The 25,411-nt window shown below is 57.6% G+C and carries 20 protein-coding genes and 1 pseudogene; 5 read left to right on the forward strand and 16 right to left on the reverse strand.

Going from position 1 to position 25,411, the window contains the following annotated elements; all coding sequences use genetic code 11:
• Window positions 1–49 precede the first annotated feature (49 nt).
• Entirely contained in the window at window positions 50–1,699 is a 1,650-nt protein-coding gene (locus tag AC1D10_RS31840; protein WP_477278755.1) for an MFS transporter, read from the forward strand.
• A 971-nt stretch (window positions 1,700–2,670) separates the two neighbouring features.
• Here the strand turns inward: AC1D10_RS31840 and AC1D10_RS31845 are convergent.
• Window positions 2,671–2,898 carry a hypothetical protein gene (locus tag AC1D10_RS31845; protein ID WP_477278756.1) on the reverse strand — a complete coding sequence of 76 codons (228 nt, stop codon included), beginning with the start codon at window positions 2,896–2,898 and terminating at the stop codon, window positions 2,671–2,673.
• Between the two features lie 1,037 nt (window positions 2,899–3,935).
• Between AC1D10_RS31845 and AC1D10_RS31850 the strand changes: the two genes are divergently transcribed.
• Window positions 3,936–4,397, forward strand: a complete 462-nt coding sequence (locus AC1D10_RS31850) for a phasin (protein WP_477278757.1) — start codon at window positions 3,936–3,938, stop codon at window positions 4,395–4,397.
• Window positions 4,398–4,587: 190 nt separating this feature from the next.
• Here the strand turns inward: AC1D10_RS31850 and AC1D10_RS31855 are convergent, their stop codons facing one another.
• The 3 genes from AC1D10_RS31855 to AC1D10_RS31865 all read right to left on the reverse strand — a co-directional run bounded on the left by AC1D10_RS31855 (window position 4,588) and on the right by AC1D10_RS31865 (window position 5,744).
• Window positions 4,588–4,752, reverse strand: a complete 165-nt coding sequence (locus AC1D10_RS31855; protein ID WP_477278758.1) for a hypothetical protein — start codon at window positions 4,750–4,752, stop codon at window positions 4,588–4,590.
• 223 nt (window positions 4,753–4,975) lie between these two features.
• Window positions 4,976–5,275, reverse strand: coding sequence for a hypothetical protein (locus AC1D10_RS31860; RefSeq protein ID WP_477278759.1), 300 nt, complete (start codon window positions 5,273–5,275; stop codon window positions 4,976–4,978).
• 217 nt (window positions 5,276–5,492) lie between these two features.
• Window positions 5,493–5,744 carry a hypothetical protein gene (locus tag AC1D10_RS31865; RefSeq protein ID WP_477278760.1) on the reverse strand — a complete coding sequence of 84 codons (252 nt, stop codon included), beginning with the start codon at window positions 5,742–5,744 and terminating at the stop codon, window positions 5,493–5,495.
• A gap of 122 nt (window positions 5,745–5,866) precedes the next feature.
• Between AC1D10_RS31865 and AC1D10_RS31870 the strand changes: the two are divergent.
• A pseudogene (locus AC1D10_RS31870) lies at window positions 5,867–6,124 on the forward strand (hypothetical protein); the annotation flags it as partial.
• 445 nt (window positions 6,125–6,569) lie between these two features.
• On the opposite strand, the gene amaB reads toward AC1D10_RS31870, so the two are convergent.
• From amaB to AC1D10_RS31885, 3 genes are all read right to left on the reverse strand, one after another.
• Entirely contained in the window at window positions 6,570–8,126 is a 1,557-nt protein-coding gene (amaB, locus tag AC1D10_RS31875) for an L-piperidine-6-carboxylate dehydrogenase (RefSeq protein WP_477278761.1), read from the reverse strand.
• 430 nt (window positions 8,127–8,556) lie between these two features.
• The gene (gene hglS / locus AC1D10_RS31880) at window positions 8,557–9,960 is read right to left on the reverse strand and encodes a 2-oxoadipate dioxygenase/decarboxylase HglS (protein WP_477278810.1); all 1,404 of its coding nucleotides are present in this window, start codon (window positions 9,958–9,960) and stop codon (window positions 8,557–8,559) included.
• Between the two features lie 372 nt (window positions 9,961–10,332).
• Complete coding sequence (locus AC1D10_RS31885; RefSeq protein WP_477278762.1) at window positions 10,333–11,448, reverse strand: saccharopine dehydrogenase family protein; 1,116 nt, start codon at window positions 11,446–11,448, stop codon at window positions 10,333–10,335.
• Between the two features lie 128 nt (window positions 11,449–11,576).
• Here AC1D10_RS31885 and AC1D10_RS31890 point away from each other — a divergent pair, with 128 nt between their 5' ends.
• Both AC1D10_RS31890 and AC1D10_RS31895 read left to right on the forward strand, forming a co-directional pair.
• Window positions 11,577–12,008 carry an Lrp/AsnC family transcriptional regulator gene (locus AC1D10_RS31890; RefSeq protein WP_477278811.1) on the forward strand — a complete coding sequence of 144 codons (432 nt, stop codon included), beginning with the start codon at window positions 11,577–11,579 and terminating at the stop codon, window positions 12,006–12,008.
• A 68-nt stretch (window positions 12,009–12,076) separates the two neighbouring features.
• Window positions 12,077–13,051: a LysR substrate-binding domain-containing protein gene (locus AC1D10_RS31895; RefSeq protein WP_477278763.1), complete on the forward strand. Its 975-nt coding sequence runs from the start codon at window positions 12,077–12,079 to the stop codon at window positions 13,049–13,051.
• Window positions 13,052–13,092: 41 nt separating this feature from the next.
• Here the strand turns inward: AC1D10_RS31895 and AC1D10_RS31900 are convergent, their stop codons facing one another.
• The 9 genes from AC1D10_RS31900 to AC1D10_RS31940 form a co-directional block, all read right to left on the reverse strand.
• Window positions 13,093–14,148 carry a GlxA family transcriptional regulator gene (locus AC1D10_RS31900; protein WP_477278764.1) on the reverse strand — a complete coding sequence of 352 codons (1,056 nt, stop codon included), beginning with the start codon at window positions 14,146–14,148 and terminating at the stop codon, window positions 13,093–13,095.
• A gap of 139 nt (window positions 14,149–14,287) precedes the next feature.
• Window positions 14,288–15,616 carry an aspartate aminotransferase family protein gene (locus tag AC1D10_RS31905; RefSeq protein WP_477278765.1) on the reverse strand — a complete coding sequence of 443 codons (1,329 nt, stop codon included), beginning with the start codon at window positions 15,614–15,616 and terminating at the stop codon, window positions 14,288–14,290.
• 19 nt (window positions 15,617–15,635) lie between these two features.
• Window positions 15,636–15,959: a ferredoxin FdxA gene (gene fdxA / locus AC1D10_RS31910; RefSeq protein ID WP_477278766.1), complete on the reverse strand. Its 324-nt coding sequence runs from the start codon at window positions 15,957–15,959 to the stop codon at window positions 15,636–15,638.
• Between the two features lie 48 nt (window positions 15,960–16,007).
• Window positions 16,008–17,438: a KamA family radical SAM protein gene (locus AC1D10_RS31915; protein WP_477278767.1), complete on the reverse strand. Its 1,431-nt coding sequence runs from the start codon at window positions 17,436–17,438 to the stop codon at window positions 16,008–16,010.
• A gap of 611 nt (window positions 17,439–18,049) precedes the next feature.
• Window positions 18,050–18,997: an arginase family protein gene (locus tag AC1D10_RS31920; protein ID WP_477278768.1), complete on the reverse strand. Its 948-nt coding sequence runs from the start codon at window positions 18,995–18,997 to the stop codon at window positions 18,050–18,052.
• 128 nt (window positions 18,998–19,125) lie between these two features.
• Window positions 19,126–20,418, reverse strand: coding sequence for a flavin monoamine oxidase family protein (locus tag AC1D10_RS31925; protein WP_477278769.1), 1,293 nt, complete (start codon window positions 20,416–20,418; stop codon window positions 19,126–19,128).
• A 260-nt stretch (window positions 20,419–20,678) separates the two neighbouring features.
• Window positions 20,679–21,749, reverse strand: coding sequence for an ABC transporter ATP-binding protein (locus AC1D10_RS31930; RefSeq protein WP_477278770.1), 1,071 nt, complete (start codon window positions 21,747–21,749; stop codon window positions 20,679–20,681).
• A 16-nt stretch (window positions 21,750–21,765) separates the two neighbouring features.
• Window positions 21,766–23,535 (reverse strand): ABC transporter permease subunit, encoded by a 1,770-nt coding sequence (locus tag AC1D10_RS31935; protein WP_477278771.1) that lies wholly within the window; start codon window positions 23,533–23,535, stop codon window positions 21,766–21,768.
• 448 nt (window positions 23,536–23,983) lie between these two features.
• A complete protein-coding gene (locus AC1D10_RS31940) occupies window positions 23,984–25,078 on the reverse strand; it encodes an ABC transporter substrate-binding protein (RefSeq protein WP_477278772.1) in 1,095 nt (364 codons plus the stop codon).
• Window positions 25,079–25,411 lie beyond the last annotated feature (333 nt).

Raw genomic sequence — 25,411 nt, forward strand, 5'->3', positions numbered from 1 at the left:
GGGAGGGCACCTCTAACACGACCTATAGACCGAAGGAGGGCTCAACCCAATGAGCAGGGTGGCGCACGAAGATGCGAGTCCAGCTTCGTCGGCGACATTTGCGCCGCTCGAGAATGTGACCTTTCGTTCGATCTGGCTTGCCACCCAGGTCGCCAGCCTTGGCTGGCTAATTCAAACTGTCGCCATCAGTTGGCTGATGGCGACCATCTCGACCTCGGACGTGATGGTCGCCCTGGTGCAGGCTTCGACCACACTGCCCGTATTCGTCCTGTCGATCTTCGCCGGGGCCCTGGCTGACAACTACAGCCGCCGCAATCTCATGTTCGCCGGCTGGTGCGCGATAGCGTTGTCCTCGGCGATGCTGACTGTTCTTGCGGCGCTGGGGATTTTCAATCCATGGATGGTTCTCGCCTTCAGCTGTTTGGCCGGAGCCGGCGCCGCTTTCACCGATCCAGCCTGGCACGCGTCGGTGGGCGATATCTTGCGAAAACGCGAAGTCCCGGCCGCGGTCACGCTCATCTCGGTTGGATACAACGCCATTCGAAGCGTCGGCCCGGCGCTCGGTGGCATCGTCGTTGCCTCCTTTGGACCTCTAACAGCCTTCGCTGTGGCGACACTAACCTATTTAGCCCTGCTGTGGACCATAGGGCGCCGCAAATGGGATGTTCGCGCTTCCCCTCTCCCGCGCGAGCCATTGACCACTGCCATCCATGACGGAGCGCGCTTCACGGCCCTGTCTGCGGAGATCAAGGCGGCCATCGCGCGTGGAGCGCTTTTCGGCCTGACCAGCATCTCCATACTCGCGCTTCTGCCTCTCGTCGCCCGCGATCAACTGGGCGGAGGCCCAATCGTTTACGGTGTCCTGATGGCCGGCTTCGGGACGGGTGCCCTATGCGTCGGCATTTGCAACAATGTCTTGAGGCGGTCTCTGTCCCAGGAACGGCTGACAACACTGGCATGCATTGCCTGTGCGGCGTGTTGTCTATCTCTTGCTCTCACGTCTTCAGTCGTGGTGGCGGCTATTGCGCTGGCGCTCGGCGGCGCGGGCTGGGTTGTCACCTGGACGGGGCTCGACGTGAGTGTCCAGTTGGCAAGCCCAAGGTGGGTCGTCGGCCGCACGCTCTCGATCCACTATGCGCTTTCGTCTGGCGGTATCGCGGCCGGCAGCTGGCTTTGGGGCTCAGTGGCTGAGACCTATTCGCTTACCTTGGCCCTGGAGGTTTCCGCCGGCGCGCTAATGATGGTCGCGGCCACCGGCTTCCTGATGCCTATCCGTCAATGGCAAGATTCTGATCAGGATCCTTTTGGCTTCGAAACGCCACAGCTCGCTCTCGACCTGAAGCCGAGAAGCGGGCCGATCGTCGTCAAGATCGAGTACTCGATACCGGAGGCAAACGTCGAACCTTTCTTGGACCGGATGCAGGAACGACGGCGCGTGCAAAGCCGCGTCGGTGCGCGGCACTGGAACCTCCAGCGCGATCTTCAGGATCCTTTGCTTTGGACAGAAACCTTCCGCACGCCGACCTGGATGGACTATCTGCGGCTGAACCATCGTCTGACGACGGCGGACAAGGAGTTGGACCAACATCTGCTCGAATTGAATCTGGGAATTGCGCCTCGTACCAAGCTTTCGATCGAACGACCTACCGGGGCAACCCGCAAGCGGGATCAATCGACGCGATTTTTCTTCCGGCTATGATCGTAGGCTCTGGGCTGGTAGGACTTGGAGGGCGCGGCGACATGACCGCCTGTGGTCCGCGAATGGTTGGAAGTAAGCCAAATCGAGGTGAAACAGGGGTTCCGCAACAGCTGTGCGGCCATGGCGCGGGGTTATCCCGGCTACGAAGCGCTCGCGCTATGAACTGCAGTTGTAAGCGACGATCGTGGACGCCGAAGAGATGGCTCTTTCCGAGTGCCACCAGCGCAACCGCCGGCCTTGCGAAGTGACGCGCCAGGTTTGCGTCCAGTAAGACGCATTCTTCGAAAACTCGGCGCTGACGAGTTTGACAGACACGGTGTCGTTGCTCGGTTCCCTCACGGAAGTGTCATGAATGACGGCTAACGTGGTCTTCCTTGGGGGAGCGGTTCATCGTTGTGGACGAACAGCAAGCGCATAGCGACGCCTACCGCCTCGAGCGCATGGACAATGTCGCGCCATACCTGTTGCGATTTTCTATTCGGCGGCCGAGGCATTAGCCGTCTTAGGCTTTATGGTCGATGGCTACCGCTTGATGCTTGGTGACAGACAAGTATGGCCGGCATCCGGCGGTCAGGACAGCATCGCAACCTAGGCACGCCGACTGCCGAACTATTCGGTGTTGCCAAGACGTCCTTACTCGCCTCGGCCGGACGGAATCTAGCTCCCCCTGGGGTCCAGTTTTGAGCGGATTGTGCGCTTTGGGCGGCTTCCGACAATCACGCGCGAGCTCAATCTTATAGTTAGACAGGCCCCGTTTCTTGTCTGGGAACGTCATCTCATTGCCGTAAATTGCCGTTCGATCTGAACGACACAGCGGTAATGCTCTCGTCGACGCAGACCGGAATCTGCGCTATCCGCCTGTAGGCTGCATTTTCTGCCATGTGCATCCTCTGATGAAAAGCCACGCGTCCATAATTTTCGCGAGATATTGCGATTGACGACGACACCTCGCCCGGCGGGGCGGTCGGCCCTCACGCCTTCATGATGGTGTCGGCGGCTTGCCGGTCCAGCGCGATGTCTAGTAGGCCTTCAGTTGTCTGGATGGAGAGAATGCCAAAGGTGCCTTTCTCGTCCATGACCGTGCCGACATGGATTTCGGTCGGCACGAAAGGCCGTGCTTTTTCCACACGTTTCATGGTTACTCGCGTCGTGATCAACTTCAGGAAGTCGAGCGCGGCGGGCCGTTTCAGCCGCACCATACCGTCTTGAGGCCCGAGCACGCTCAGTGCTCATAATGGTAGGCGTGCAAGTGCTCGGGCTGGTCCTGCAGTTCGACAATCAGATTTCGAACCAAACCGCTTCGACACGCCGCGCCTTGCCGCATCGATGCGTGGAACGGGCTGCATGCTGTGGCCATCGCGATCGCCGTCTGGCAAAATGAGAAGCCGCTTGAATACAGTGTGCGAGAAGGCAAGCTGTTTTTGTTCGACAAGCTGTGTAGCATACAGCCAAAAGACAGCGATTGACCGTTTACGGCGGTTTGCCGAATCACACAGGTACGACTGACGAGCGACCTCCCTTCTCCGAAGCAAGCGAGTTCGAGGGGCCGCGCAAGGAGCGGAAGGACTCGCGTGTCCTTTTTTACGGTTCGCGGAAAAGTCTTCAGCCTAAATATGATTATTGTGGTTCGCCTGTCGCATTTCCAAAGGCCATTGGACGGTAGAGTAACAGCGCCTCGCCGCGCGCGCGGCGGGCAATCGCAGCTTCATGCCAAGTACGGCAAGTCGGCGCAGACCGTCACGCTCTAAAGAAGACGTCACTTTCCAGAGGGAATCTTCATCAGGGGTCCGGCGATCGGGAGGTTCGGCCGGTGAATGGACGACGACTATGACGTGCTCAGGAGATAGATGGCACGATCCGGGCCAGGCACCGGCACGGATCGCCTCCCAAAAATGGCAGCCCGGTCCCGGAATCGAGCCACCGTCGCGAGCTTTTCGCGGCCGTGGAGGCTTCGCCGTCTGCTGTCCACAGGGCGAAGCGCGCAGCAGATGAGATGGAATGGGTACCGCCGCTGCGGCCTGTGTTGACCGCCGAACGTCGACTAAAAAAATTCGATTTCTCCGCGTCCCACATTGGTCGGTCAGCCCCAATTTGCCCTCGCTGACCGCTAGTCACGCAGCACTGGGCGCAGCCCCACTCGCGCAAATTCATGGCAGCTTCATAAATCCGTTGCGGCGATTTCGTAGATGGAGAAGGCGGCTTTGCTTTGCGGCCGCCCCTGGAAAAGGATGGAAGAATGTCCAAGATAACCGGCAAGACTGAATCGATCGAGACCGCCGAATTCCCCACCATCGAGCCGTCCAAGGCTGCCGAGCAAGTCCGTGCTGTCGCCGATCAGAGCGTTGAGCAATCGAAGGAAGTATTTTCCAAATTGAGCTCGGACACCGAAACGACTCAAAAGACTTTAGAGTCGACCTTTGAAATGGCCAGGACCACCAGCAACGAGATGCTCCTGAAGACAATTGCCGCTCTGCAAGCCAATGCTGAAGCCGGTTTCACGCACCTCGAAGCACTGGTTGCCGTTAAGTCGCCGTCCGAGTTCTTCGAGCTGCAGGCCGCATTCCTGCACAAACAGATCGAGACGTCCGCCGAGCAAGCCAAGGCCCTCCAGGCATTGATGTTGAGAGCTACCGAGGACGTGTCCAAACCGATTAAGGATGCCTTTGAGAAGGCTTTGAAGGTAGGCAAGGCCGCCTGATTGCTTTAGGCGATCGGCGGCTGGCGGTCAGTGGCCTCGTCCACTGGGCGCATCGCGCCGGTCTTGTCGGACGGCTTGTCTGCCGGACCGCATCGCAGTGACGTCGCCCTCACGTTTTTCGGCACTTCTTAGCCTCTAAGGGCATCAGTCGCGGTTCTCCCCGCTGTAGTGGACAAGCCGCGCGATTTGTTCATGCAATCAGGTGGTGCGGCCAGTCGGGGAATGCACCGCTTGTCGCCCTCTCGACAATCGCGCTGCGCACCGCTTCGGGGATCTGCTGCCAATGCACCAAGGTCGCGGCAGCAAGATGCTGCAGTGGTATCTGAACGTCCTTCTCGAAGGATCTCGACGCCACGCGGCTTTCTGCAATGCATTGCGGTAACGCGTTTAGGGGGGCAGCCTCTCGCGCGATGCCTGGCTCATTCGCTGGTTTCGAGGTTTCTCGGCTCGTCCGCAATAAGATGCAGAGTGGCGATCAGGCGCTTTTATTCTTCGAGGAGGCCGGCAGATAAATGCGCGAGTTGAACGGCATCGCCCTAATCGTGTGACGCTTCCCATGCCACCATGTGCGGCAAACCTCAATCTGTTGCTCGCGAATTGCTATTCGGTCGGCATTGGTTGGATGCAAGCGCCATGCTTCTGGTCAAGAGCCGTCGTCTACACGCTCGGCTATGGCGAACGCCTGTAGGTTTTTTGACCTTTCCGTGGTCCTGGTCGGCATTGACGATAATCGAAAAGAACGCTGCGCGGGCGATGTCCTTCTTTGACGCGTTCGGGTGCTCTTTCCGTGCCGCCTTGATCAATTGCTTGGGCGTCATATCCGACGTCACGATCCGCATCAAAGTGTCGCTGATCGCCTGCAATTCGGTTGCATCCATTGGGAAATGCTCCGTCCCTGGCTCCCCGCAAGCAGTCTAGCAGAGCGCCTTTATTAGCTGAAGCTACATTAACGTACCTAGGAGCCTCGCCAGCGCCCATTCCGGCTGGCCGACTGTCTCATATGGCGAAAGCGGCCCCTTCGCCAGAAGTAGGCCGGGCAATGCCGCTCCGCAACGGGGCGGAGAGACAGAGAGTGAAAAAGCTCCGCAGGGAGTTTCAGTCTTCCTTCAAATCTTCGGCTTCGTCTTTGAGCTTGGGCCAGTCGGCACCATGCTTGCGCAACAAAGCGCGGGCCTGTTTCGGCGACACGTCGGCAATTTCTGTCAGGTGCTCTACCTCCAACTCTTGCCCCTTCACCACGCGGCTCGCCTCCTTTTTTCCTTTCTTTTCTTTGGTAGCCATCTTCGTGTCCTTCTCCTGCATCATCAGATGAACGAGGACTGAGAATTGTGGTTCCGGCTCGCGCATTGTCGCCCGCCGGCTTGACGTCCGGCCGCAATTGGCCGAGGCGGGCGGTTGTTTGTGACAGGTGGTCCCTCCGATTGCCGTGAAGCGACCCTGCGCCGAGGACATCATGCAGGGAAACGGAACTTAAGCTCGAGCTTTCGCAATCGGGTGCGGGGTCGCTCCTGAAGAAAAAACCGTTCGGATCCTCGCCCACCATTCTTCAGCAGAGATCCATCTATTTCGACACCCCCGGATGGGATCTGTCCAGCGCGACTTGTCGCTTCGGATTCGGCAATCGGGAAATGAACGGATACAAACCGTCAAAGCCGGCGATGATGCCGCGACCGGATCGTTCACACGCGAGGAATGGGAGCGATCGGTCGGCGCCGATAAACCGATAGTTGACGACGCAGATCCGGAGACTTGCTTGCGGGGGCTGGCCCAAAGCTCGCGCCCTTGTTCGAGGTTCATGTCTAACGGCATCGTTGGAATGTGATCGATGGCGATGCACGATCGAAGGCGCTTTGGATCTCAAAAAGGTCGTTGCAGCCGATCGCGAGGCGCCGCTCTGCGAGATCGAGTTGGAAAGGAAGGCGGGCTCGGCGACTGCACTGTTTGCGCTCGCCCGGAAAGTCGACCTGATCACGCCAGCGCATATCGGGGTGCTGAGCAAAGCGGAACGGTTGCTTGGTTCGGCGTCCTCTTGCGGATAGCGCCCTGCCGGTGGGGAGGGACACCGGCAGGGCGCGCCGCACATACGTCGCGGCGTTAGGCAGCAGGACATCGGCGGCAAGCCGTGGCGCGGGGCAGAAGCCTCTTCGCCATTGCGCGGGTGTGGATGCTCAACTATCCGACTTCGAACGTCACGCCCTGAGCGAGCGGCAGGCTACGACCGTAATTAATGGTATTGGTGGCCCGGCGCATATAAGCTTTCCAGGCGTCCGAGCCGGATTCGCGGCCGCCGCCAGTTTCCTTTTCGCCACCGAACGCGCCACCGATTTCGGCGCCGGATGGGCCGATATTCACATTGGCGATGCCGCAGTCTGAACCTCGCACTGAAAGAAAAGTCTCGGCCTCGCGCAGGTCATTGGTGAAGATCGACGACGACAGGCCTTGCGGCACGGCGTTGTGCAGCCGCAGGGCCTCATCGAAATCACCGTAACGAATCACGTAGAGGATGGGGGCAAAGGTCTCTTTTTCAACCGAACCTGTCTGCTCGGCGATCTCGACCAGCGCAGGGCGGACATAGTAGGCGTCCTCGCCGAAGCCGGCATCGACCCTCTCGCCCCCAAAGACCTTGCCGTTAGCGGACCTTGCGGCGGAAAGGGCGGCCTGCTGTGCGTCGTAGGCTGCCTTGTCAATCAAGGGGCCGATGAGGTTTCCCGATTCGAGGGGGTTGCCGACCGAAACGGAGACATAGGCCTTCTTCAGTCGCGGAATGAAGCTGTCATAGACGCTGTCATGCACGAGCAAGCGCCGCAGCGAGGTGCAGCGTTGCCCGGCGGTGCCCATCGCTGAGAAGGCGATGCCGCGCAGGGTCAGGTCTAGATCCGCAGTAGCGGTGACGATTGCCGCATTGTTTCCACCCAGCTCCAGGATCGAGCGACCGAAACGGGAGGCGACGCGAGGACCGACCGCGCGACCCATCGCCGTCGAACCGGTGGCGGAGAGCAGCGGCACCATCGGATGTTCGACCAGCACCTCGCCGATATCCCGGGCGCCGATCAGCACGCTCGCAAGTCCATGTGGGACGCTTCCGCCTTCATCCTCGAAGCGCTTAACCGCCCGGCCGAACAAGGCTTGAGCCGCTAGCGCGGTTAGCGGCGTCTTCTCCGAGGGCTTCCAGACGATAGGGTTCCCACAGACCAGGGCAAGCGCCGCGTTCCACGACCAGACGGCGACAGGGAAGTTGAATGCCGAGATGATGCCGGTGACGCCGAGCGGATGCCAGGTTTCCATCATCCGATGCTCGGCACGCTCGGTTGCGATCGTCAAGCCGTACAACTGACGCGACAGGCCGACTGCGAAGTCGCAGACGTCGATCATCTCCTGGACCTCGCCCAGGCCCTCCGAAGGGATCTTGCCAACTTCTATTGAGACAAGACGTCCGAGGTCAGCCTTGGCCACCCTGAGCTCCTCGCCAAGCAAACGGATCAGGTCGCCGCGCTTAGGCGCGGGCACCAGTCGCCACTCGAGGAAGGCCGAATGCGCGTTCTCTATGGCTTTGTTGGCGGTTGCGGTATCGACCGTCTTCACTCGCGCTAGCGTCTCGCCCGAAATGGGTGATTTCACGATAAGCTCGCCAGCGTTCACGGTGGCGACATCGACCCCGCAGCGACTGAGGATTGCGGCGACCTCGTCGGCGAGTGATGGACGGGCGATCTGCGTGGCGTGGGAAGTCATGGTGTTCCTCCAAGTGTTAGCAATGCGTATTGGCGGCGACAGGTGCGTGACAGAGATGCGGTAAGTTGGTGGCACCGGGAGCATACCTGCTTCAGCATGAAGCCTCGCTTGACCGGGTTCCTGTTCCGCGATCTTTCAATGGCGACACCGACGTCGGCGACTGACCGTTGGTGCCGGTTTCCACCGCCACGGCCCGAAAGGGGTGTGCGCTCAAAATTGCCTGAAGCGGAAGGAGCAATAAGGCGGTCTAAGTCGTCTTCCTCAGGTGGATGAAGAACCGCGACCGGTACGATCAGAAAGATGCTGTCGTTAGCGGCGAACAGAATTCGGCTAGCGAGGCTGGGCGGGAAGTCGCCACAGCAACCGGAGCACCCCAGCGCGCCGAAGATCCGCAATAAATCGGCCGTCGTCCCGATCCGCCCCATCGTGTTCATGGCGCTTTGCGTGCTGCTTTGCTCAGCTGCGCCAATGCCTCGTCGATCGAGTCCTGTTGCGCCTTGGCGTAGAGATCAAGTTCGTTGGCGACCTTAACTCCCAAGCCTTGTTCGAAAGCATCCCGATTGGAACATTCAGAATAGTTCTCCTGCTCGTCGGTACCGAGATTCGATTGGAAGATTCCTGCGGCGCTGACCGGCAGGAAATCTTCATAGATGATCGGATCGAAATGCAAATGGCCGCGCGCGACGAGCTCATCGACCGATGGCAGGATCTCCTTGCTTGCAGCGGCGGCAAAGCCTTCTCGAGTCGGTGCGTAGCGAAAATAGGCGAGTCCTTGTTCGCGAAGTGCGCTCCAACTGTCAGGAAACTCTTTGAACCGCTCTTTCAGTTGGCTCTCGTAGGTACCGGCACGATAGCCTGCCGCGCCAACCTGGACCTGGCGGCGAACCGACGCCAGCAGCCTGTCATAGAGCTTGCGTCCCTTCGGCGTAAGCGCAACGCCGCGCTGCTCGATTTCACCGAACCGGGCCGTGTGCCTGCCCTCAAGCAAGGCCCCTGCTGCTTTGAACTCGATTCGCTCCTCAAGCGCTTTGAAGCTGGTCTGGCGAAGCAGGATTGGGCAGTCGCGACGCGGCGGGCCCTCGATGACCGCCTTGGGCGTGATGCCGCGTTTGGGCATGCCGGCCTGCACCGCGTCTATGTCAAGCGTGCGCGGCGTCAGATGGTTGATGTGCGGTCCGCGGAAACTCACGACGTCGGCAATCAGCCGGTGAGCGCCGTGCAGCTTGTTGTAGGTGGCAAGCGTCACGGTGGCGTCGCTATGCCAGCGGAAAGTCTCCAGAGCCTCGCGTACGAACTCCTCGGCCTCTGCCTGCTCAAGGCCGCCCTCGGCTTCGAAGACCTCGACGAGTTCGAGTGCGCGCGCGGTGAATATCTGTCGCTGCGCTAGTATGCGCGCCGCCATTTTGCGCAGTGCTTCGTCCTCGATCAGCTCGAGGCGAAGAAGCGAGGTGAAAACGCGGAACGGGTTGTTTCGCAACGCATCGTCTTCAACAGGGCGGAAGGCCGTGGAATGCACGGGCACGCCAGCGACCGACAGATCGTAGTAGCCGACCGGATGCATGCCGAGCACCGCAAAGATGCGGCGGATGTTGAAAAGTTCTTCCGGCGTGCCGAGACGAATGGCGCCGTGACGCTCGACACCGAGCCGGTCCAACTCGTGGCTGCGGCGCAACGCCTGTTCCAGCTTCGGGTCGCTCGCCATCGTTGCAGTGTTGATGTCGGTTACCAGCCCAATGAGGGTGCCATACTGCGGCACCTCGGCGCGGTACATCTCCGACATGGCATTCGAAAACAGCGACCGGATGTCGTCGGCGTGGACCGTCATTGACGACATCCTGAGCGACTTTATCTGAGCATGCATGGTCATACGGACCTCCTGAATGCCAACCGGAGAAAGAAGCAGCCGACGCTTGCGGCTGCTCGAGGGATCTGGATGCGATCAAACCATCCTTCTGCCGGCTTCGATATCGACATCTATTCAGAAGTTCATTCCGAATTGGAATGAATACAAATTGAGACGGCTCGATCGACGGCATCACGCAGCTTCAGCTTAATCTACATGTTGAACTGCGTTCACGCGTCGATCTGACAGCTTGAAGCCGGAGCAATTTTCGCCGTGAACGCCAGGCCCCCGCCTGAGGGTTAAAGCGAGGTCTAAGCGTGGAACTTCCGCCGACCGACAAGGAAGGAAGGGGGAGACGCCTGGTCATGCGGCGACAGTAACACCATGGCCCTTCACCGGTTCTCCCTGGCGATAATAGAGGCCGAAGCGGTTTCGCAAAAATGCGTCGAGGGCAATGTCCTCCTGGCGAACGAAGCCGGAGGCCGGAATATTGCCGTCAGCAAGTAGATCGAGTACCGCGCAGATGCTGGAAGCGGTCGTAACCTGGATCGCGCTCGTGGTGCGGCCGCCAATCTGCGTGCTGTAGATCTTGTTCGCATAGGTCTCCTGGATCAGCCTGCCGCTCCTGCGCCCGGAAACCGTGACAAACACGATCACGACGTCCTGGAGCGTCGTCGGAAGGGCGTTTTCGAGTATGTCCTTCAGTACCTCACGGCGGTGCCGTAGCCCCAAGTCCTGCAAAAGCGCCTTCATGATCGCGGCGTGACCAGGATAGCGGATGGTTCGATAGTTGAGCGTATTGACCTTGCCCTTCAGCGTTTCGCATAGCGTCCCCAATCCGCCGGAGGTGTTGAAGGCCTCATAGGTGACGCCGTCGAGCGAGAATTCTTCCCGCTCCTCCAGTGCCGGCACTTCAATGAGCTCGCCGTTGACGACGGCCTCGCAGGGCTGGATGTACTCGTTGATGACCCCGTCCGTGCTCCAGGTGAGGTTGTAGTTCAAGGCGTTGCTCGGAAACTGCGGGAGTGCGCCAACGCGCAGCCGCACGCTGTCGAGGCTGTCGAACTTGCGGGCAAGGTCGCTCGCCACGATGGAGATGAAACCGGGCGCCAGACCGCATTGTGGAATAAATGCCGTCTTGGCTGTCTTGGCGATCTGTCTCACCTGCCGAGTGGATTCTACATCCTCCGTGAGGTCGAGATAATGCACCCCAGCTTTGGCAGCGGCAGTGGCGATGGAAACTGTAAGCTGGAAAGGCGCCGCGCTTAGCACAGCAAATTTGCCGGACAGCTGAGCCGACAAGGCTGCTTCGTCGGTGATATCGAGGATTGCCGTCGAAAGGGCGGGACCACTTTCAATTTCCGCCAGTTGATCCGCGCTGCGATCAACGACTGTCACATGATAGTCCCCGGTATCCGCGAGCAACCGAGCGATAGTGGATCCGATCTTTCCTGATCCGATGACGACGACGTCTTTCATTGTTTCCTCCTGCGACACGACTTGGGTCCGAGCGCGTCATGTCTCTCAGCTCGTGCGGTTGATTTGCAGCGATGAATTTCATAAAACTACTATTCATTTTGGACATATCGCAGGGACAATTCGACGAAATGCAGGTCTCGGCAAAAGATCGCCAACTTCTGATGCTGCTTGCCGAAGACGCGCGCACGCCCATCGCCGTGCTTGCCCGCAAGCTGGACCTCTCACGAACAACCGTTCAGACTCGGTTGGATCGCCTTGAACAGGAGGGGGTCATAGCCGGATATGGCGTGCGGCTGTCAGACACTTACGAGCACGGCCTGGTTCGAGCTCATGTCATGATTGTCCTCAAGTCTAAGGCGCTCGGCGCGGTCGTTCGCGCGCTTCGTGCCCTTCCGGAAGTCATGTCTGTCCATTCGGTCAGCGGGGCCTTCGACCTGATCGCCGACGTCGCCGCGCCATCGATCAGCGAGCTTGACAAGACAATCGACGTGATTGGTGACGTCGAGGGTGTCGAAAAAACCCAGTCGTCGATCATCCTTTCGACGCGATTCCAGCGATAGGCGCCGGACTGGTGCCGTGCGGCGGCGCCGGCGATCCAAGCAGCCAACAGCTGCCGAGAGCTGTTGAAATGAACTCGATGAGCGTAGTAGATACGAAGCACGAGTTCCGCTCACAGAAGGTGCTAAGTTTGCATTCGGTGGGTCACCACAATCTCCCCTCCTATGCCCTGTTGCGCAGCTTTGAATGCGCTGCGCGTCACGAAAGCTTTACACAGGCGGCTGAGGAGCTTCATCTCACGCAAAGCGCAGTCAGCCGACAAGTCAAAGAGCTTGAAGACATGATGGGCGCGACATTGTTCAGGCGGGTTGGACGACGGGTCGTATTAACCGAGGCTGGCAGGCGGTTTGCGGCGGACCTAGCGATCGATCTCGAGAACCTCAAGCAATCGGTGGTGCGGGCGATTGCAGTCGGCGAGCGAATGTCGACGTTGCGCATTGGCATACTGCCAACATTTGCCAGTCGTTGGCTGATCCCCAGACTAGCGACGTTCCTGGGCGATCATCCCAATATCGATATCAGGCTGGAGACCCGCACAATACCGTTCGATCTCACCCGAGAGCGCTTCGATGTCGCCATCCATTTTGGAAGGGCCGACTGGCCAGACGCCCGTATGACCAAGCTGTTTGATGAGGAAATGCTGCCGGTAGCATCTCCCAAATTCCGCGACATGCACATGGCCACCGAGCCGGCGCGTCTCGCGGAGGCTCCGCTGCTGCACCTCATCACCCGCGAGAGCGCCTGGATTGACTGGTTTGCCATGAACAACATCAGCGACAAGCGGCTGCTGACCGGCCGGCATTTCGATCAGTTTTCCATGATCATCTCGGCTGCCGCGGCTTCCCTTGGCGCCGCGCTTCTACCGAAATATCTAATAGAAACTGAGCTCGAGGGGGGAATTCTGATCCCGCTAAGTGACATGCCCCTGAAGACGCATAACAGCTATTTCGTGGTCAGCGCGGCTGGCGACGTCAACCCACCGGTAAACGCATTTACGCGCTGGCTGATGTCGGCTGCAAAGCGCGCCAACCGGACATTAGCATAGCTTCTCACAATTCGCCTAAGACTGCGCTGCATTTAGGCTGCCTATCTCGATACGACCGAGCATGCCCAGGGACGAACATGACTCGGCAGCCTTCCGAAATGATCTTTGAAGGCTTTCGAAAAATGCGAAGATGAAACATATCCGCAGGCTATTGCCACCTCGATGACCGACATGTCTGTCGTCTCGAGAAGTTGCCGCGCCTTTTTGAGCCTAACCTGAGAGTAATAAGTCATCGGGGTAGTTTTCAGATGCTTTGAGAATAGACGCTCGATTTGGCGACGCGATAAACTGACTGAGTGAGCGATTTTCTTGAGTGGCAACGGTTCCTCTACGTGCCCCTCCATCAGTCTGATCACGCAAATGAGCTTTTCGACGGCACCGGTGTAGCGCACTCCAAGCGGCACCGATTGGCAATGGTTACCTGTACGAAATCTGTCCGCACTCAACTGACCACAAACTCGCCGGGCCAGGTCCTCTCCGTGCCGAAGGCGGATCATTTCAGCTGCGAGATCGAACGCTGCGAATTCACCGGCGCAAGTTGTAACGGAGCCATGCTGGACAAAGAGGCAATCTTCGGTGACCAACTCGGAGAACTTTTCGCCTAAAGGTGCAAGTTTCGACCAATGAATCGTGCATCGCATGCCGCCATGTAGGATCCCTGCGTCAGCCAGCAACCAAGCAGCGGTTCCAATCGCACAGATTGGCAATTTGCGATGACTTTTCAGGCGTAAGAGAGCGGAAAGTAGACGTGATTTTTGCTCTTCGATGCGCTCGCCACCGATTATTACAATGGGGGAATCGTCATCGTTGTTTCTGTAGCAATTGATGTCGATGTCGGGCGAAATTGCGATCCCGCTCGAGCTTACAACGGGGGACATATCTGTGCCGATGACTCGCCAGCCAAATAACTTTTCGCCGGCGCTGCAATTCGCTTGATAAAACGGTTCTACGAACGAAGAAAGGCTAAGCTGCGAGAACCCTGGCAGAACAAGGATGTTGAGCCTGAGCGTGCTCTCAGATGATGCCTTTCCTTCCGATGAGACTGCGTCGTAGTCGAGGTCCGGTGCGGGCAAGCCTATATTGGCGGTTTCAACCATGGTCAGGCCCTTCGTTTCCGCCTCGCTGCTGTCAGGTCGCTAAGGTTGCAGGCTCAGACCCCGCTTAGCAGCGGCGTGACGGTCAGCGACCTTGACCTTCCAGCCGCACGTTGCCTCCACATTCCGCCCAGAGGCGCGGTTACAAATGAGGCTTCATCCWTCGCAGAGCGATGAGAACCACAGCCGCCATGTCATCAATGTCATGCTCAGACATTGCCGTTGACAGGAAACCAGTACCCGTTTCGACCATGAGCAGGCCGCCGTCGAAAAGATGCCCGACGAATGCCGAAAGAAGCCCAGCTTTCTCCGACGACAAGTAGGCCTGCCGGTAGTTGGCAGGCGCATCCGCGGATAGATGGATTCGAAACATCGATCCTTGGCCGGTAACACAGGCAGGCACGCCGGCAATCTTGATAGCCTCGCCGATCGAGCCGCGTGCGCGGTCGCCCAGTGCGTTGAGCCTGTCAACAACCTCCCGGTCGTACAACTTCATCGCCGTATGGCCGGCGATCATCGTGATTGGGTTTGCCGAGAAAGTGCCAGAAAGCGGGAAAGGCGCCGGACCATTGAGGGGGTTCAGGACTTCCATCACCTCAGTACTACCGGCAATGGCCCCGACGGGAAAGCCGCCCCCTATCATCTTGCCTAAGGCCGTGATGTCCGGCTGGACATCATACCATTGCTGCGCCCCTCCAAATTTGGACCGGAACGTGATCACTTCGTCGAAGATCAAGAGCGCCCCGTTATGCTCGGTCCAGCGTCTCAGCGCTTGAATGAAATCTTGAGCCGCTTGTACTACGCCTATGCGATGAGGAAGCAGGTCGACCAGCACGCACGCCAATTGGTCGCGATGTTCGTCGAGTATCTCGATCGCCCGTCGCACATCGTTGAACGGGATCACAACGACATCGTCGAGTAAGCGCTGAGGCGTGCCGCGCGACACTGCAACGCTAGACGGGCGCTCCGGCTGTCCCCAATTGTCCGGCTTGGCTGTCTGGCTTGCCTCGGCGTAGTCGTAAAGGCCGTGGTAGGCCCCTTCGACCTTTGCGATCTTCGGTCGCCCGGTGAATGCCCGCGCAGCTTTGAGGCTCGCCATGACCGCCTCGGTGCCCGAATTGACGAAGCGGATTCTCTCAAAGGCAGGATTGCGGCTACGAATATACTCGGCATAATCGATCTCGACTTCGGTGCCGAGGGTAAAAGCGGTTCCTTTCCCCAATTGCTCGCTGACAGCAGCAACGATCGCCGGGTGTGCATGCCCGTGAATCAGCGAAGCAATATTGTTCGCAAAGTCAGTGCGACGGACGCCTTCCACATCGTAGACGTAGCACCCTTGCCCTCTCTCGACGTAGATCGGATGCGGCTTGCGCAAAATCGTATTTCGACTACATCCGCCAGGCAAAACGGATTTGGCGCGCTCAAACAGGGCTGCGCTTTTCGATATATCCGTATGCAAATTCGCGTCCATGCGCGTCTCCCAACAGCAGCTAGCGGTCCAAATGGCTGAACTTGCCTTGCACCCCATCCCACGCCGCTGCGTCGGGGAGTGGTTCCTTGGAATCAGTTATGTTGGGCCACAATCGCGAAAGCTCTTCGTTCAGCTCCAAAAAGTGCTCCATATCCGCCGGCAGGTCCGTATCCCGGTAGATCGCTTTTGCCGGACACACCGGTGTACAGGCATCGCAATCAATGCATTCGTCGGGGTGAATAACGAGAAAGTTCGGGCCCTCGTAAAAGCAATCGACCGGGCACACATCTACGCAGTCGGTAAATTTGCACTTGATGCAATTCTCGGTGACAACAAAGGTCACGTTGGGCTCCCATACTGTTTGGAAAATGGCGAATCCTATCGCGCGCAGCTATTCCGCCGCCTGCAGGAATGCGGGGTTGATCCCATACATGGAATAGAGGCCAGCCTCGTCGAAGATGACGCGATCATCGTAACCGTTGAACCAGATTGCCTCCGGGTTTCGGCCGACCATGGTCACCTTGCATCGGTCGCGTGCATCAGCGGCTGAACGCAAGAGCTTGAAGATCACGACGCCTTTTTCACCACCAGGTACTCCCGGAACGGGCTCGTTGGTGACGGCCGCCACTTCGGTCTTGCCCTTGTAGTGAGTGATCGAAAGCCGCGCATGGGCCTCGACGCCCGACAAGCCCTTTTGCGACTCGTTCAGGATTTGCCATGCGCGCTCGATTGGCACATTGAATGCCTTGTGCCCGACTATGTCGCGACCACAGAAGAAATAGTGGTTGTTGATGCCGTTTCGGAGCATCTCGCGTTGCATGGTCCGCAGCGCTTCGGCATCGTCGTTGATATCGCGGATGATCGGCGACTGATTGTGGATGGTGATCCAGTCGCGCCGGGCGAGTTCCTTGACCGCAACCCGCGTTTCGGGGATCCATTGCAGCCCACCGCCCTGATTGTCGACATAGCCGCCATCCGGTGTCTTGCGGAGAAACTCATCAGGATGGTTGAAGTGCACCATCATCCGCAGGCTGACCTCCGGATAGGCCTCATGGAAAGCGTCGAGCATCGCGAAGAACGTCTGGTCGAACCGCTGCGGATGAAAAGCGAGTTCCTTGGTCCCGATGCGGATATTCTCGACGCCGGCTTCAGCTAGCCCGGCCAGCCAGGCAGCAATGTTCTTGTTCCCCAGAACCATGGGATCGCCGCCCGACATCAGAATCTCGCGGAGCTTTTCGCGGCCGGATTCTGGATGCCGACCGCCGTTCGCCGTGACGGCCCTGTTGTGCTCCCGAATGTATTCGACAATCTCATTGAGCTGCGCCAAGCCTTTAGGCGCTACCGTCCCATCCTCGCGGGCGATCTCTTTGCGGCCTATCAGTTCCTCGCGATAGCAGAAGCGACAGTGGGCGGAGCATGTCGACGCCACATAGAGCAGACCAAGCTCATACTTATGGATCAGCCCTTCGCGCGGGCTGTAGGTCATTTGCTTGCCCGGATCCTCGGCACCGTCGAGATCATAGGTTTCCTTCGGGCTGGCTTTCACCAGCGTCTGCATGGGCCGGCTGTATTGCGCCTGTTCGTAGTAGTGCCGCGTGATCTTGATCGGCATCCTGGCTTCCAGATCCTTTGCGGTGCCCTTCAGTTCTAGGATCCGGTCCAGTTCTTCTTGCGAATAGAACCCCCGCATGTCCTGAGCCACGTCACCGCTGGCGAACTTGGCTATGCCAGTGATGATCTGCCGGTCGTATTTGCCATTGACGACTGTGTCCAAGAACGACTGCTCACGCTGCGTGGGCATGTATTTTTCGACGATACTCACGGCGCAAACCTCCAAAGCTGAAAGATTTCAGTCCGGCGTCGCGGACCAACGTCTGCTCTAATTGCTTCACTCTCAGATGCGCGGGCTCGACTTACAAACGCATATACGTCACCATTCAGTGACCAATACTCATGAAAGACCCGTTGGCAGGCTGGCGATGTTGCACTCAGCATTCATGCGGCGAGTTCTGTTCGACGATTTAGCCCTGATCCCTAAAAATGATGCGGTTTGCGACCTGACGGGCAAAACCACGTCTCGTGGGCGACGCACAGCATCGTCATACCTCCTCGGCGAGCTAGATCATGGTGTTGAGCACTCAAGCTTATAAAATATCATTTGCCTCAGCTACCGCGCTCCCTTCGTAGAAACTTGGTGCGGTACTTCGGGAGCTGGTAGATCCATATATTCGCGTTCATTCTCGCCCCGGATCATTCGGGAACCCCTCGACCCTTCAGCTGCTACGCGCGAGTCGCGTTTTAGTCTCTGGATCTCGCAGAGCTGTCGATCCGCCGCACCGACCGATAGCTTCAGCTCTGTTCAGCATCAGATTTGTGCGGCATCAGCGACGCCTGTCCACCGCGCCTGCCATGCGAGAACATGCCCCTTGCAGATCAAGTGTCTCGACGCGCAGCCCACCAAGGTTGGTTGCAAATGTAGCCGAGGAAGCCGGTTACGATCATCGCACCTAGATTTGCTGATGCCCCGGTCCGAACGTCGAGCAGCGGATTGACCTCGACGAAATCGAAGCCCGAAATATGATGCCGTTCGGCGATTGCCTTCAAACTTTCCATGAGCTGACGGAAAGTCAGTCCATCCGGTGTGCCCGAAACACAGCCTGGAATGATACTGATGTCGAGCACATCCACATCGATTGTGACATACACATCAGAGCCTGCCGGCAACAATTCGGCGATGCCCTGCGGCCCGAGCCGCCGCGTCTCGGTCATGCAGACGACTCTGTGACCATTCGCGCGCAACTCTTCGACATGGGATTTGTTGGTGCGCAGGCCGCGGATTCCCACCTGAGTCAACGAGAGGCACTCTTCATTTTGGCGGAATGCATGCATGTTTGTTCGATTCATATCCTCGTCGATTTCGGAGTAGTCCTGATGGGCGTCGAACTGGATGACGTGAAGCGGCTTCTTGAAAGCTTCGAAGATCGGATAGGAAATGGAACGATCGCCGCCGATTACGACGGGGAGCAGGCCAGCTTCAATTATCTCCCGAACTCGCTGCGTGATCAGTTCAAAGGTCCTCGCGGCGTTCGCGGGTCGGATGTCGACATCGCCGCAATCTACAATCAGGCCACGTTTAAACTCCTCGCCCAAGTAGGTTTCATTCACGTCTGGATCGTACAGCGCCTCCGTAGGGGAGAACCGAATCGAATGCTCTCGGATCGCCCGAGGGCCCATGCGTGAGCCAGGCAAGAAAGGAGAGCCCTCATCAAATGGCACCCCCAGAATGCCGATTTTTGCCCCGACGTAGTCGGCCTGCGTTAGCGCTATGCGCTGCCGCAGGTAGCTGGGGATTCCGGTGTAGGGGAGATTGATCGCCTTCAACGTAAAATCTCCTTTGTTGCGTGGCTTGACCGCAAGCTGGGATAGAAGACCGGATCCGTCTGAGAAATTATTGGCGCGTGACAGAGCTCTTGGCGCCCAACAATGACCAGCCAACCGCCCATTGAATTTTATCGACCACCCAAAAAACTCTGTGATACCGATCGCGCGGTCGTGGATCCACTCTCGAACGCGCCCTCTATCCAACCAATATAAGGCGACCGCGATATATCAGCGCCCGCGAACGCGATCCTACCATGAGGTCTTTGGATGTCCGGGAGCAATTCGGAGAGCTGACCTGGGCGCAAGGTGGCCCAAGTACCCTGCGAAAACTCATCCGAAACCCAATCATGTGCAGTGACCTCGATGACTTCAAGACCGGGTACGTAGGCGCGGAGGGCATTCTGCACCGCGTTACGATCGAAAATATCGAACTTGCTCCGATCAGCGCCGAAGCAAGTCACGAGAGTGTCGCCGTCAATCCGATACTCGGTCTGGACGTAGCTGAGCGGATTTGCGTGAATCGGGGAAGAGGCGCCAAAAGGTTCGATTTGTCCCCGGACGAGAGCCCATAACTTAAAGTTACGATTCGGCTGCTGCTCCTCAACCAATCGCTTGGTAGGCATACGAAGCCCGGGTGAGAGATCGATCTGATGCAGCGTGTTGATTGGGACAGCGACAATTGCAGCGCGTGCCTGAATGGATTCACCTGCCCGAGTTGTAGTCACAACCTGGGTACCATCGTCGACGATCTTCGCAACTGGTGCGCTAAGGCGAAACTCTGCACGACTTTCATCAGCAATGGCTTCGATTAAGCTCTTCGTACCTGTCTTGAGCCTCCAACCACCAGCTGAACTGAAGAAGGTCTGCCAATTCCCTATCGCAGAGACGTAGCGCAACAATGAGGTGATTGACTGCTCTTCGGGGAACGTGGCGATTTCACTGAGGACCGCGCTAGCAAGATCACGCGTCAGGGGATGGGAGATACGTGCGTACCGATCGGCGTATGATTCTTGATCCACCCTTGTGATATCGACCCGGCCCGCTTCATAAGGATACGGGAACACTTCTTGAGCATCAGCTAGCATTGCCTCGAGACCAGGTGCCGCCAGCTTGTAGAGCTCCTCTGCCGCGCCTGAGTGGAGCTTACCTCCCGCAATCCAGTGCCGCTTGTCGCGTCGAAGAGTAGGCGGTGCCAACTCAAGCCCATACCGTAGTATTTCACGGAATACATGTGGCTGAGACCACTGAAGGTAGGTGCCGCCGAGTTCCAAGGGAACACCATATTTCTGCTCAGTTCGCGTGCGCCCCCCGATTCGCTCCCGACCCTCAAGCACCAAGACCTTGTGCCCATAATGACGCAGTTCACGAGCGGCAATAACACCAGCAAAACCTGCGCCGACTATGACGACGTCGTATTTCATGGTCAGATTTCCTTGTTGAATTGAGCCTTAACGTATCGCGGAGGTACCACGATGCTGGCGTACTCAGTCTCTGGAATCTGGTTGGCCGCGTACAGAGAAATGCGTCGTCTTTCCTGACTTCGGTAGCCCAGCAACGAAAACTCTCATACTCGTTTTCCAATAGTGTTGACGAATTGGGCTGGCTCGGCTCACCCCCTCTTGAGGCCTCACTGCCGAGTCGCTCACCCGTAAGGCGTAGCATTGAGTTTGAACGGTTCAGTTCAATTCAATACTATACAGTTTGCCGCGTCCCAGGAAACGGTCACCGGCGTTCCCCCGGCGAGTTGGGCTTGCCCGCGATTCTGCTGCTTGACAGTAATCGTTTCATTGTTGCAACGAACCGCATAGCGCGTCATCTCGCCTAGAAATAAGGCGTCATTGACAACTCCACTGAGGACGTTCTCGGCGTTAGGGATTGCGCCGATCGGGCTAATATCAACATGCTCGGGCCGCACAAAGAGCCATCCCGCTTCGCCCCCCAATTGCCCGGACAAGCGAGCGACGCCTGACGTAGAAGCGCCGATGGTAACCTTGCCTGCCCCATTTTCAATGCGATCGACTCGGCAGGGGAGAAGGTTGGACTCACCGACGAACGACGCAACGAAACGGTCTTGAGGGCTGTAGTAGAGGCTCCTGCTGTCAGCGACCTGAACGAGCCTGCCTTCATTGATGACAGCAACGCGGTCCGACATAGTCAGGGCTTCGTCCTGATCGTGGGTAACGAAGACGACAGTCATATTCAACTCGTCCTGGATGCGCATGATCTCGATTTTCATGTGTTCGCGGAGATTGCGGTCGAGAGCGCCGAGCGGCTCGTCCATGAGCAGGATGCTCGGATTGAAGACGACGGCGCGCGCAAGGGCAATGCGTTGCTGCTGTCCACCTGAAAGCTGATTTGGGTAGCGGTCACGGTACTCGACCATTTTGACCAATTGCAAAGCCCGCAAGACTTTTTCCTCGGTCTCGGCCCGCCCAACCCTGCGGACCGTGAGCGGAAAGGCAACGTTTTCGGCGACTGTCATATGTGGAAAAAGCGCATAATTCTGGAACACCATGCCGATCCCGCGCTCATAAGGCGGCACGTCTACGATGGAGCGTGGCCCGAGCAACATGTCGCCACCACTCGGAGATTCAAAGCCGGCGATCATTTTCAGGGCGGTTGTCTTGCCTGACCCAGAGGGACCTAGAAAGGTTAGAAACTCTCCCGGCTTAACGTAGAGGTCGAAGTCGCACACGACGTGGAGCGCCCCATACCATTTCTGGATTTTCTTCATCTCAAGGCTGGTCGACATCATTGCCTCCGATCATTCATTTGTTGGCGCTGGCCGAGGTACGCTTTTCATGCCGTACCCTGATCCACTGAACAGTCAGGATCGACACGATCACGAGCGCGACGATGAAGGTCGAGGCCGTGCTAAGGAGCGGGTTGACCTGGAACTTGATGTCCCCCCAGAATTTCATCGGTAGCGTTGACGTCTGTCGTCCAAGCAGAAAGATGCTGACGAGCAGTTCGTCGAATGAGGTCAAGAACGCGAGAAGACCCGCGGTAATCAATGCCGGCTTAAGGATCGGCAACGTTACGAGGCGAAGTACCTGGATGGGGCGCGCGCCGTGCACCGCAGCGGCCCTCTCGAGCGACTGATCGAAACCACGCAACGCGGCGGTCATGACCACGATGACATAGGGCACCGACAGAACAATATGTCCAATCACCAGCCCAATGAAGCTTCCTAGCAGGTGGATGCGCGCTTCGAAGACGTAGAGCGACGTCGCGACGATGACAACCGGCACCATGAGGGGTGACAGCGAAAACAGGAAAAGTGCTCTCTTGATTGGCAGCGTCGTGCGGACCAGCCAGAAGGCGCCCATGGTGCCGATGATCGTCGCGAGTAGCGCAGAGGTGAGCCCGAGCTTAGTCGAGAAGAGGAAGGAGGCATGCCAATCCGTGGCGTTCGCCAACTCTTCCCACCACCGCAGCGAAAAGCCTGGAGGAGGGAAGACGACGAAGGGGGACGAACTGAACGACAGGACGACAATGACGATCAGAGGCGCCGTTAGAAACACCACGACGATGATCGTGTAGATCCAAAGCCAGCGCGATTTAACGGTCAAGAGCGGCTTCGTGACTGCATGAACTAGCGTTTCGACAGCAACCAGCAGCGGGTCCAAAATCCGTCTAGCGCCCTTTAAGGCGCGGGCTCTCGCGCTAGGCGGCCGGTTCGACAGGTCGGCGATTGAGGGAGACCAGATCATCTCGAGAGGAATAAAGAGGCTTGCGAGGAAGAGCGTCGCAATGGTCACCAGCAGGAGCACAATCGACGACGCATAGCTGATTTCGAAATTCAGCAGCGTCGTCATCTGCGTGACTATCAGCTGCGATATCATCGTGTCGCTTGGCCCGCCGAGAAGGGCCGGCGTGATGTAGAACCCGATTGCTATGATGAAGATCAGGACCCCAGCGGAGAAGACGCCCGGGAGCGACATCGGGAAATAGACACGCAAGAATGCCTGAACCGGTTTCGCGCCAAGAATCTGCGCCGCGCGAGCGAAATCATGATCGATCCGCACCATCGACGAATACATCGTGAAGATTGCCATCGGAATGAACACATGTGTCATGCCGATGACGACTGCGAAGGTCGTATTGAGGAGCGGCAGAGGCTCGCTGACAATGCCGAGCCAGAGAAGTGTGTTGTTGATAATCCCTTGACGACCGAGGATGATGATCCACGCGTAGGTCCGGATAAGAAAGGCGGTGAACAACGGGATGAGAATGAATATGGTCACGATCGACAATGCTCGCGGCCTGATCTTCGTGAGCAGATACGCAACCGGGTACCCTGCTGCGAGTGAGACCACGGTCACGATCAGCCCAATCCTCAGAGTGTACAACAGGATCTTCAGGTTGGTTTCATTGGAGAGTGTGCGCGCGTAGTGCGCAAAGTTCAGTTTGGTACCTTCGACGCTGCCCCACAGGATAAAGCACAGCGGAATGACGAGAAAACCGACCAAAAGCACAACGAGCGGACCAGCAATGATGCTACCCCGAAGCCAGGGCTTTGCCAGGAGGTTTTTCATTTGACTTCGCCTCTTGTCCACTGGTGATGCGGCCGAACCAGTGGCCATTCCTGTTGTCAACATCACACTCATACAAATGTCGCTCCTGGTTTTCATCCCATTTTCTGGGACGCCGGCGCCCAGTGCCAAGAATCCTCTCGGGACGCTCCAAGGCGTTCCGCGGAGGAGCGCCCTTCCGCGCACTCATCCCCACACCAGCATCCCATCAAACCGACTACAAATCGGGCCAAAAGACACTGGCGCTGTGTCATCAGTACAGATCTCAACAGCGCCCTGCAGCTACCTAGGTAGTCGATCGAGATATGGTCCTGACGACAAAGGTGGCTGTGATTCATGTCTATCCAGAAGCGACATAACCGCAATCATTTGAGGGCGGTCAGAGTGCTACCTGTCACGCCGTTGGCACATTAGCCGCTACAGGGTTTCCGCGCCTGCAGCGGCTCCCGTATCACTGCGACAGCAGAGCCACGCAGCGATCTAGCGCAACATCGTAGTTGGTGCGGCCATCAGAGGCGGCCTTGCCCCACCATTCGTAGTTCTGGAAAACCTGATTCTTCACGATTCCCGGTGAGCCGGGCATTATATCGGCAAGCTCCTTGGGAAGCAGCTTGTACGCATCACTGTTGATCGGCCCGTAGAATATCCCTTCGGCGAAAGTCGCCTGCGGTTCTGGTCGGGTGATATAGGCCAAATATTTCATCGCATTCTCCTTGTTGGGAGAATTTTTCGTGACAACCCAATATCCATGCTGAAGCAGTGATTGATCCCACGACATCTCAAGCGGGGCGCCTTGCTTCTTCGCAGCCACAATTCGTCCGTTGTAAGTCGAGGCCATATCGACCTCACCGTCGATAAGGCTCTGGGGGCCATCGGCGCCGGCAACCAGCCAGCGACCCACGTCCGGCATCAAGGCTTTGATTTTGGCAAAGGCACGATCCATGTCGAGAGGATAAAGCTTGTCAGATGGGACGCCGTCACCCAAGAGAGCCCCTTCGAGCAAACCGCCGTCAACCATCTTTTCGCATTTCGATAATGCCCGTTTCCCAGGGAAATCCTTGACGTTGTAGAAGTCGACCCAGTTCTTTGGGTGCTTGCCATCCGCCGGGAATTTTTTGGTGTTATAAGCAATAAGAGACGACCATAGATAGTCACCAACCCCAAAATCGTTTCTCATCTCTTGTGGTATTTTGGCCGAAGTCTCCTCCGCAAAGTAACTGTAGTCTATCTTCTCAAGAGCGTCCTTGGTCACCCAACTCGTTAGCTCGCCCCCGGCAATGTCGGCGATGTCGTTTGCGGGCTGTCCGACCTTCACTGAGGTCAACAGCTTTGCATGATCCTCTGGAACCAGCACAACCTTGATGCCGGTGTCACGCGTAAACGGATCGTAAAATGCCTTCCTGGCCGCAGCTTCGAAGGTTCCTCCGCCCGTTTCTATAACGACTTCCCCGCTACCTTTGAGGTTCGCAGGAACTTCTTGCGATTGCGCGGCAACGGTCGTCGACAGCAGGAACGCCGTAATGAATGCAAGATTTTTGGTTTTCATTTTTAATTCCCCTGTTTTTGTGATTGGCTCTCATTATCTGTCCAAGCCGCACGGTTTGAGCCCTTTTCCTGCGGTAAGTAATGCCACCCGGAAGATGAACAGAGACTTGTTTGGAGGTGACGAGACTTCGCTTCACCGCCGCATGAGCGGCAACGCAGGCGCTGGCTCGCACGGCCAATCAACTCCCATTCGTGGATGGCCTGCGCTCCAGGATCAGCTTCCCATTTTTGCCACTGCGTTTCTTCCTTGATCGCAAGCTTGGGGCTCCTCCCGGTGCGTAACAGCCTGGAGCTTTCTTTTCCAACCGGAGGTTTCCATAGATTTCTTAGCTTG

This window comes from Mesorhizobium sp. P2_A8, assembly GCF_056404935.1.

Excerpts from the sequence above, each read along its gene's own strand:
- AC1D10_RS31940 (WP_477278772.1), bottom strand. The coding sequence starts at position 25,078 with ATGAAAACCAAAAATCTTGCATTCATTACGGCGTTCCTGCTGTCGACG.
- hglS (WP_477278810.1), bottom strand. The coding sequence starts at position 9,960 with ATGTCGTCAATGACGGTCCACGCCGACGACATCCGGTCGCTGTTTTCG.
- AC1D10_RS31930 (WP_477278770.1), bottom strand. The coding sequence starts at position 21,749 with ATGTCGACCAGCCTTGAGATGAAGAAAATCCAGAAATGGTATGGGGCG.
- AC1D10_RS31840 (WP_477278755.1), top strand. The coding sequence starts at position 50 with ATGAGCAGGGTGGCGCACGAAGATGCGAGTCCAGCTTCGTCGGCGACA.
- AC1D10_RS31900 (WP_477278764.1), bottom strand. The coding sequence starts at position 14,148 with ATGGTTGAAACCGCCAATATAGGCTTGCCCGCACCGGACCTCGACTAC.
- AC1D10_RS31935 (WP_477278771.1), bottom strand. The coding sequence starts at position 23,535 with ATGAAAAACCTCCTGGCAAAGCCCTGGCTTCGGGGTAGCATCATTGCT.
- AC1D10_RS31890 (WP_477278811.1), top strand. The coding sequence starts at position 11,577 with ATGCAGGTCTCGGCAAAAGATCGCCAACTTCTGATGCTGCTTGCCGAA.
- AC1D10_RS31850 (WP_477278757.1), top strand. The coding sequence starts at position 3,936 with ATGTCCAAGATAACCGGCAAGACTGAATCGATCGAGACCGCCGAATTC.
- AC1D10_RS31885 (WP_477278762.1), bottom strand. The coding sequence starts at position 11,448 with ATGAAAGACGTCGTCGTCATCGGATCAGGAAAGATCGGATCCACTATC.
- AC1D10_RS31860 (WP_477278759.1), bottom strand. The coding sequence starts at position 5,275 with ATGGATGCAACCGAATTGCAGGCGATCAGCGACACTTTGATGCGGATC.
- AC1D10_RS31925 (WP_477278769.1), bottom strand. The coding sequence starts at position 20,418 with ATGAAATACGACGTCGTCATAGTCGGCGCAGGTTTTGCTGGTGTTATT.
- amaB (WP_477278761.1), bottom strand. The coding sequence starts at position 8,126 with ATGACTTCCCACGCCACGCAGATCGCCCGTCCATCACTCGCCGACGAG.
- AC1D10_RS31865 (WP_477278760.1), bottom strand. The coding sequence starts at position 5,744 with ATGCGCGAGCCGGAACCACAATTCTCAGTCCTCGTTCATCTGATGATG.
- AC1D10_RS31845 (WP_477278756.1), bottom strand. The coding sequence starts at position 2,898 with ATGGTGCGGCTGAAACGGCCCGCCGCGCTCGACTTCCTGAAGTTGATC.
- AC1D10_RS31895 (WP_477278763.1), top strand. The coding sequence starts at position 12,077 with ATGAACTCGATGAGCGTAGTAGATACGAAGCACGAGTTCCGCTCACAG.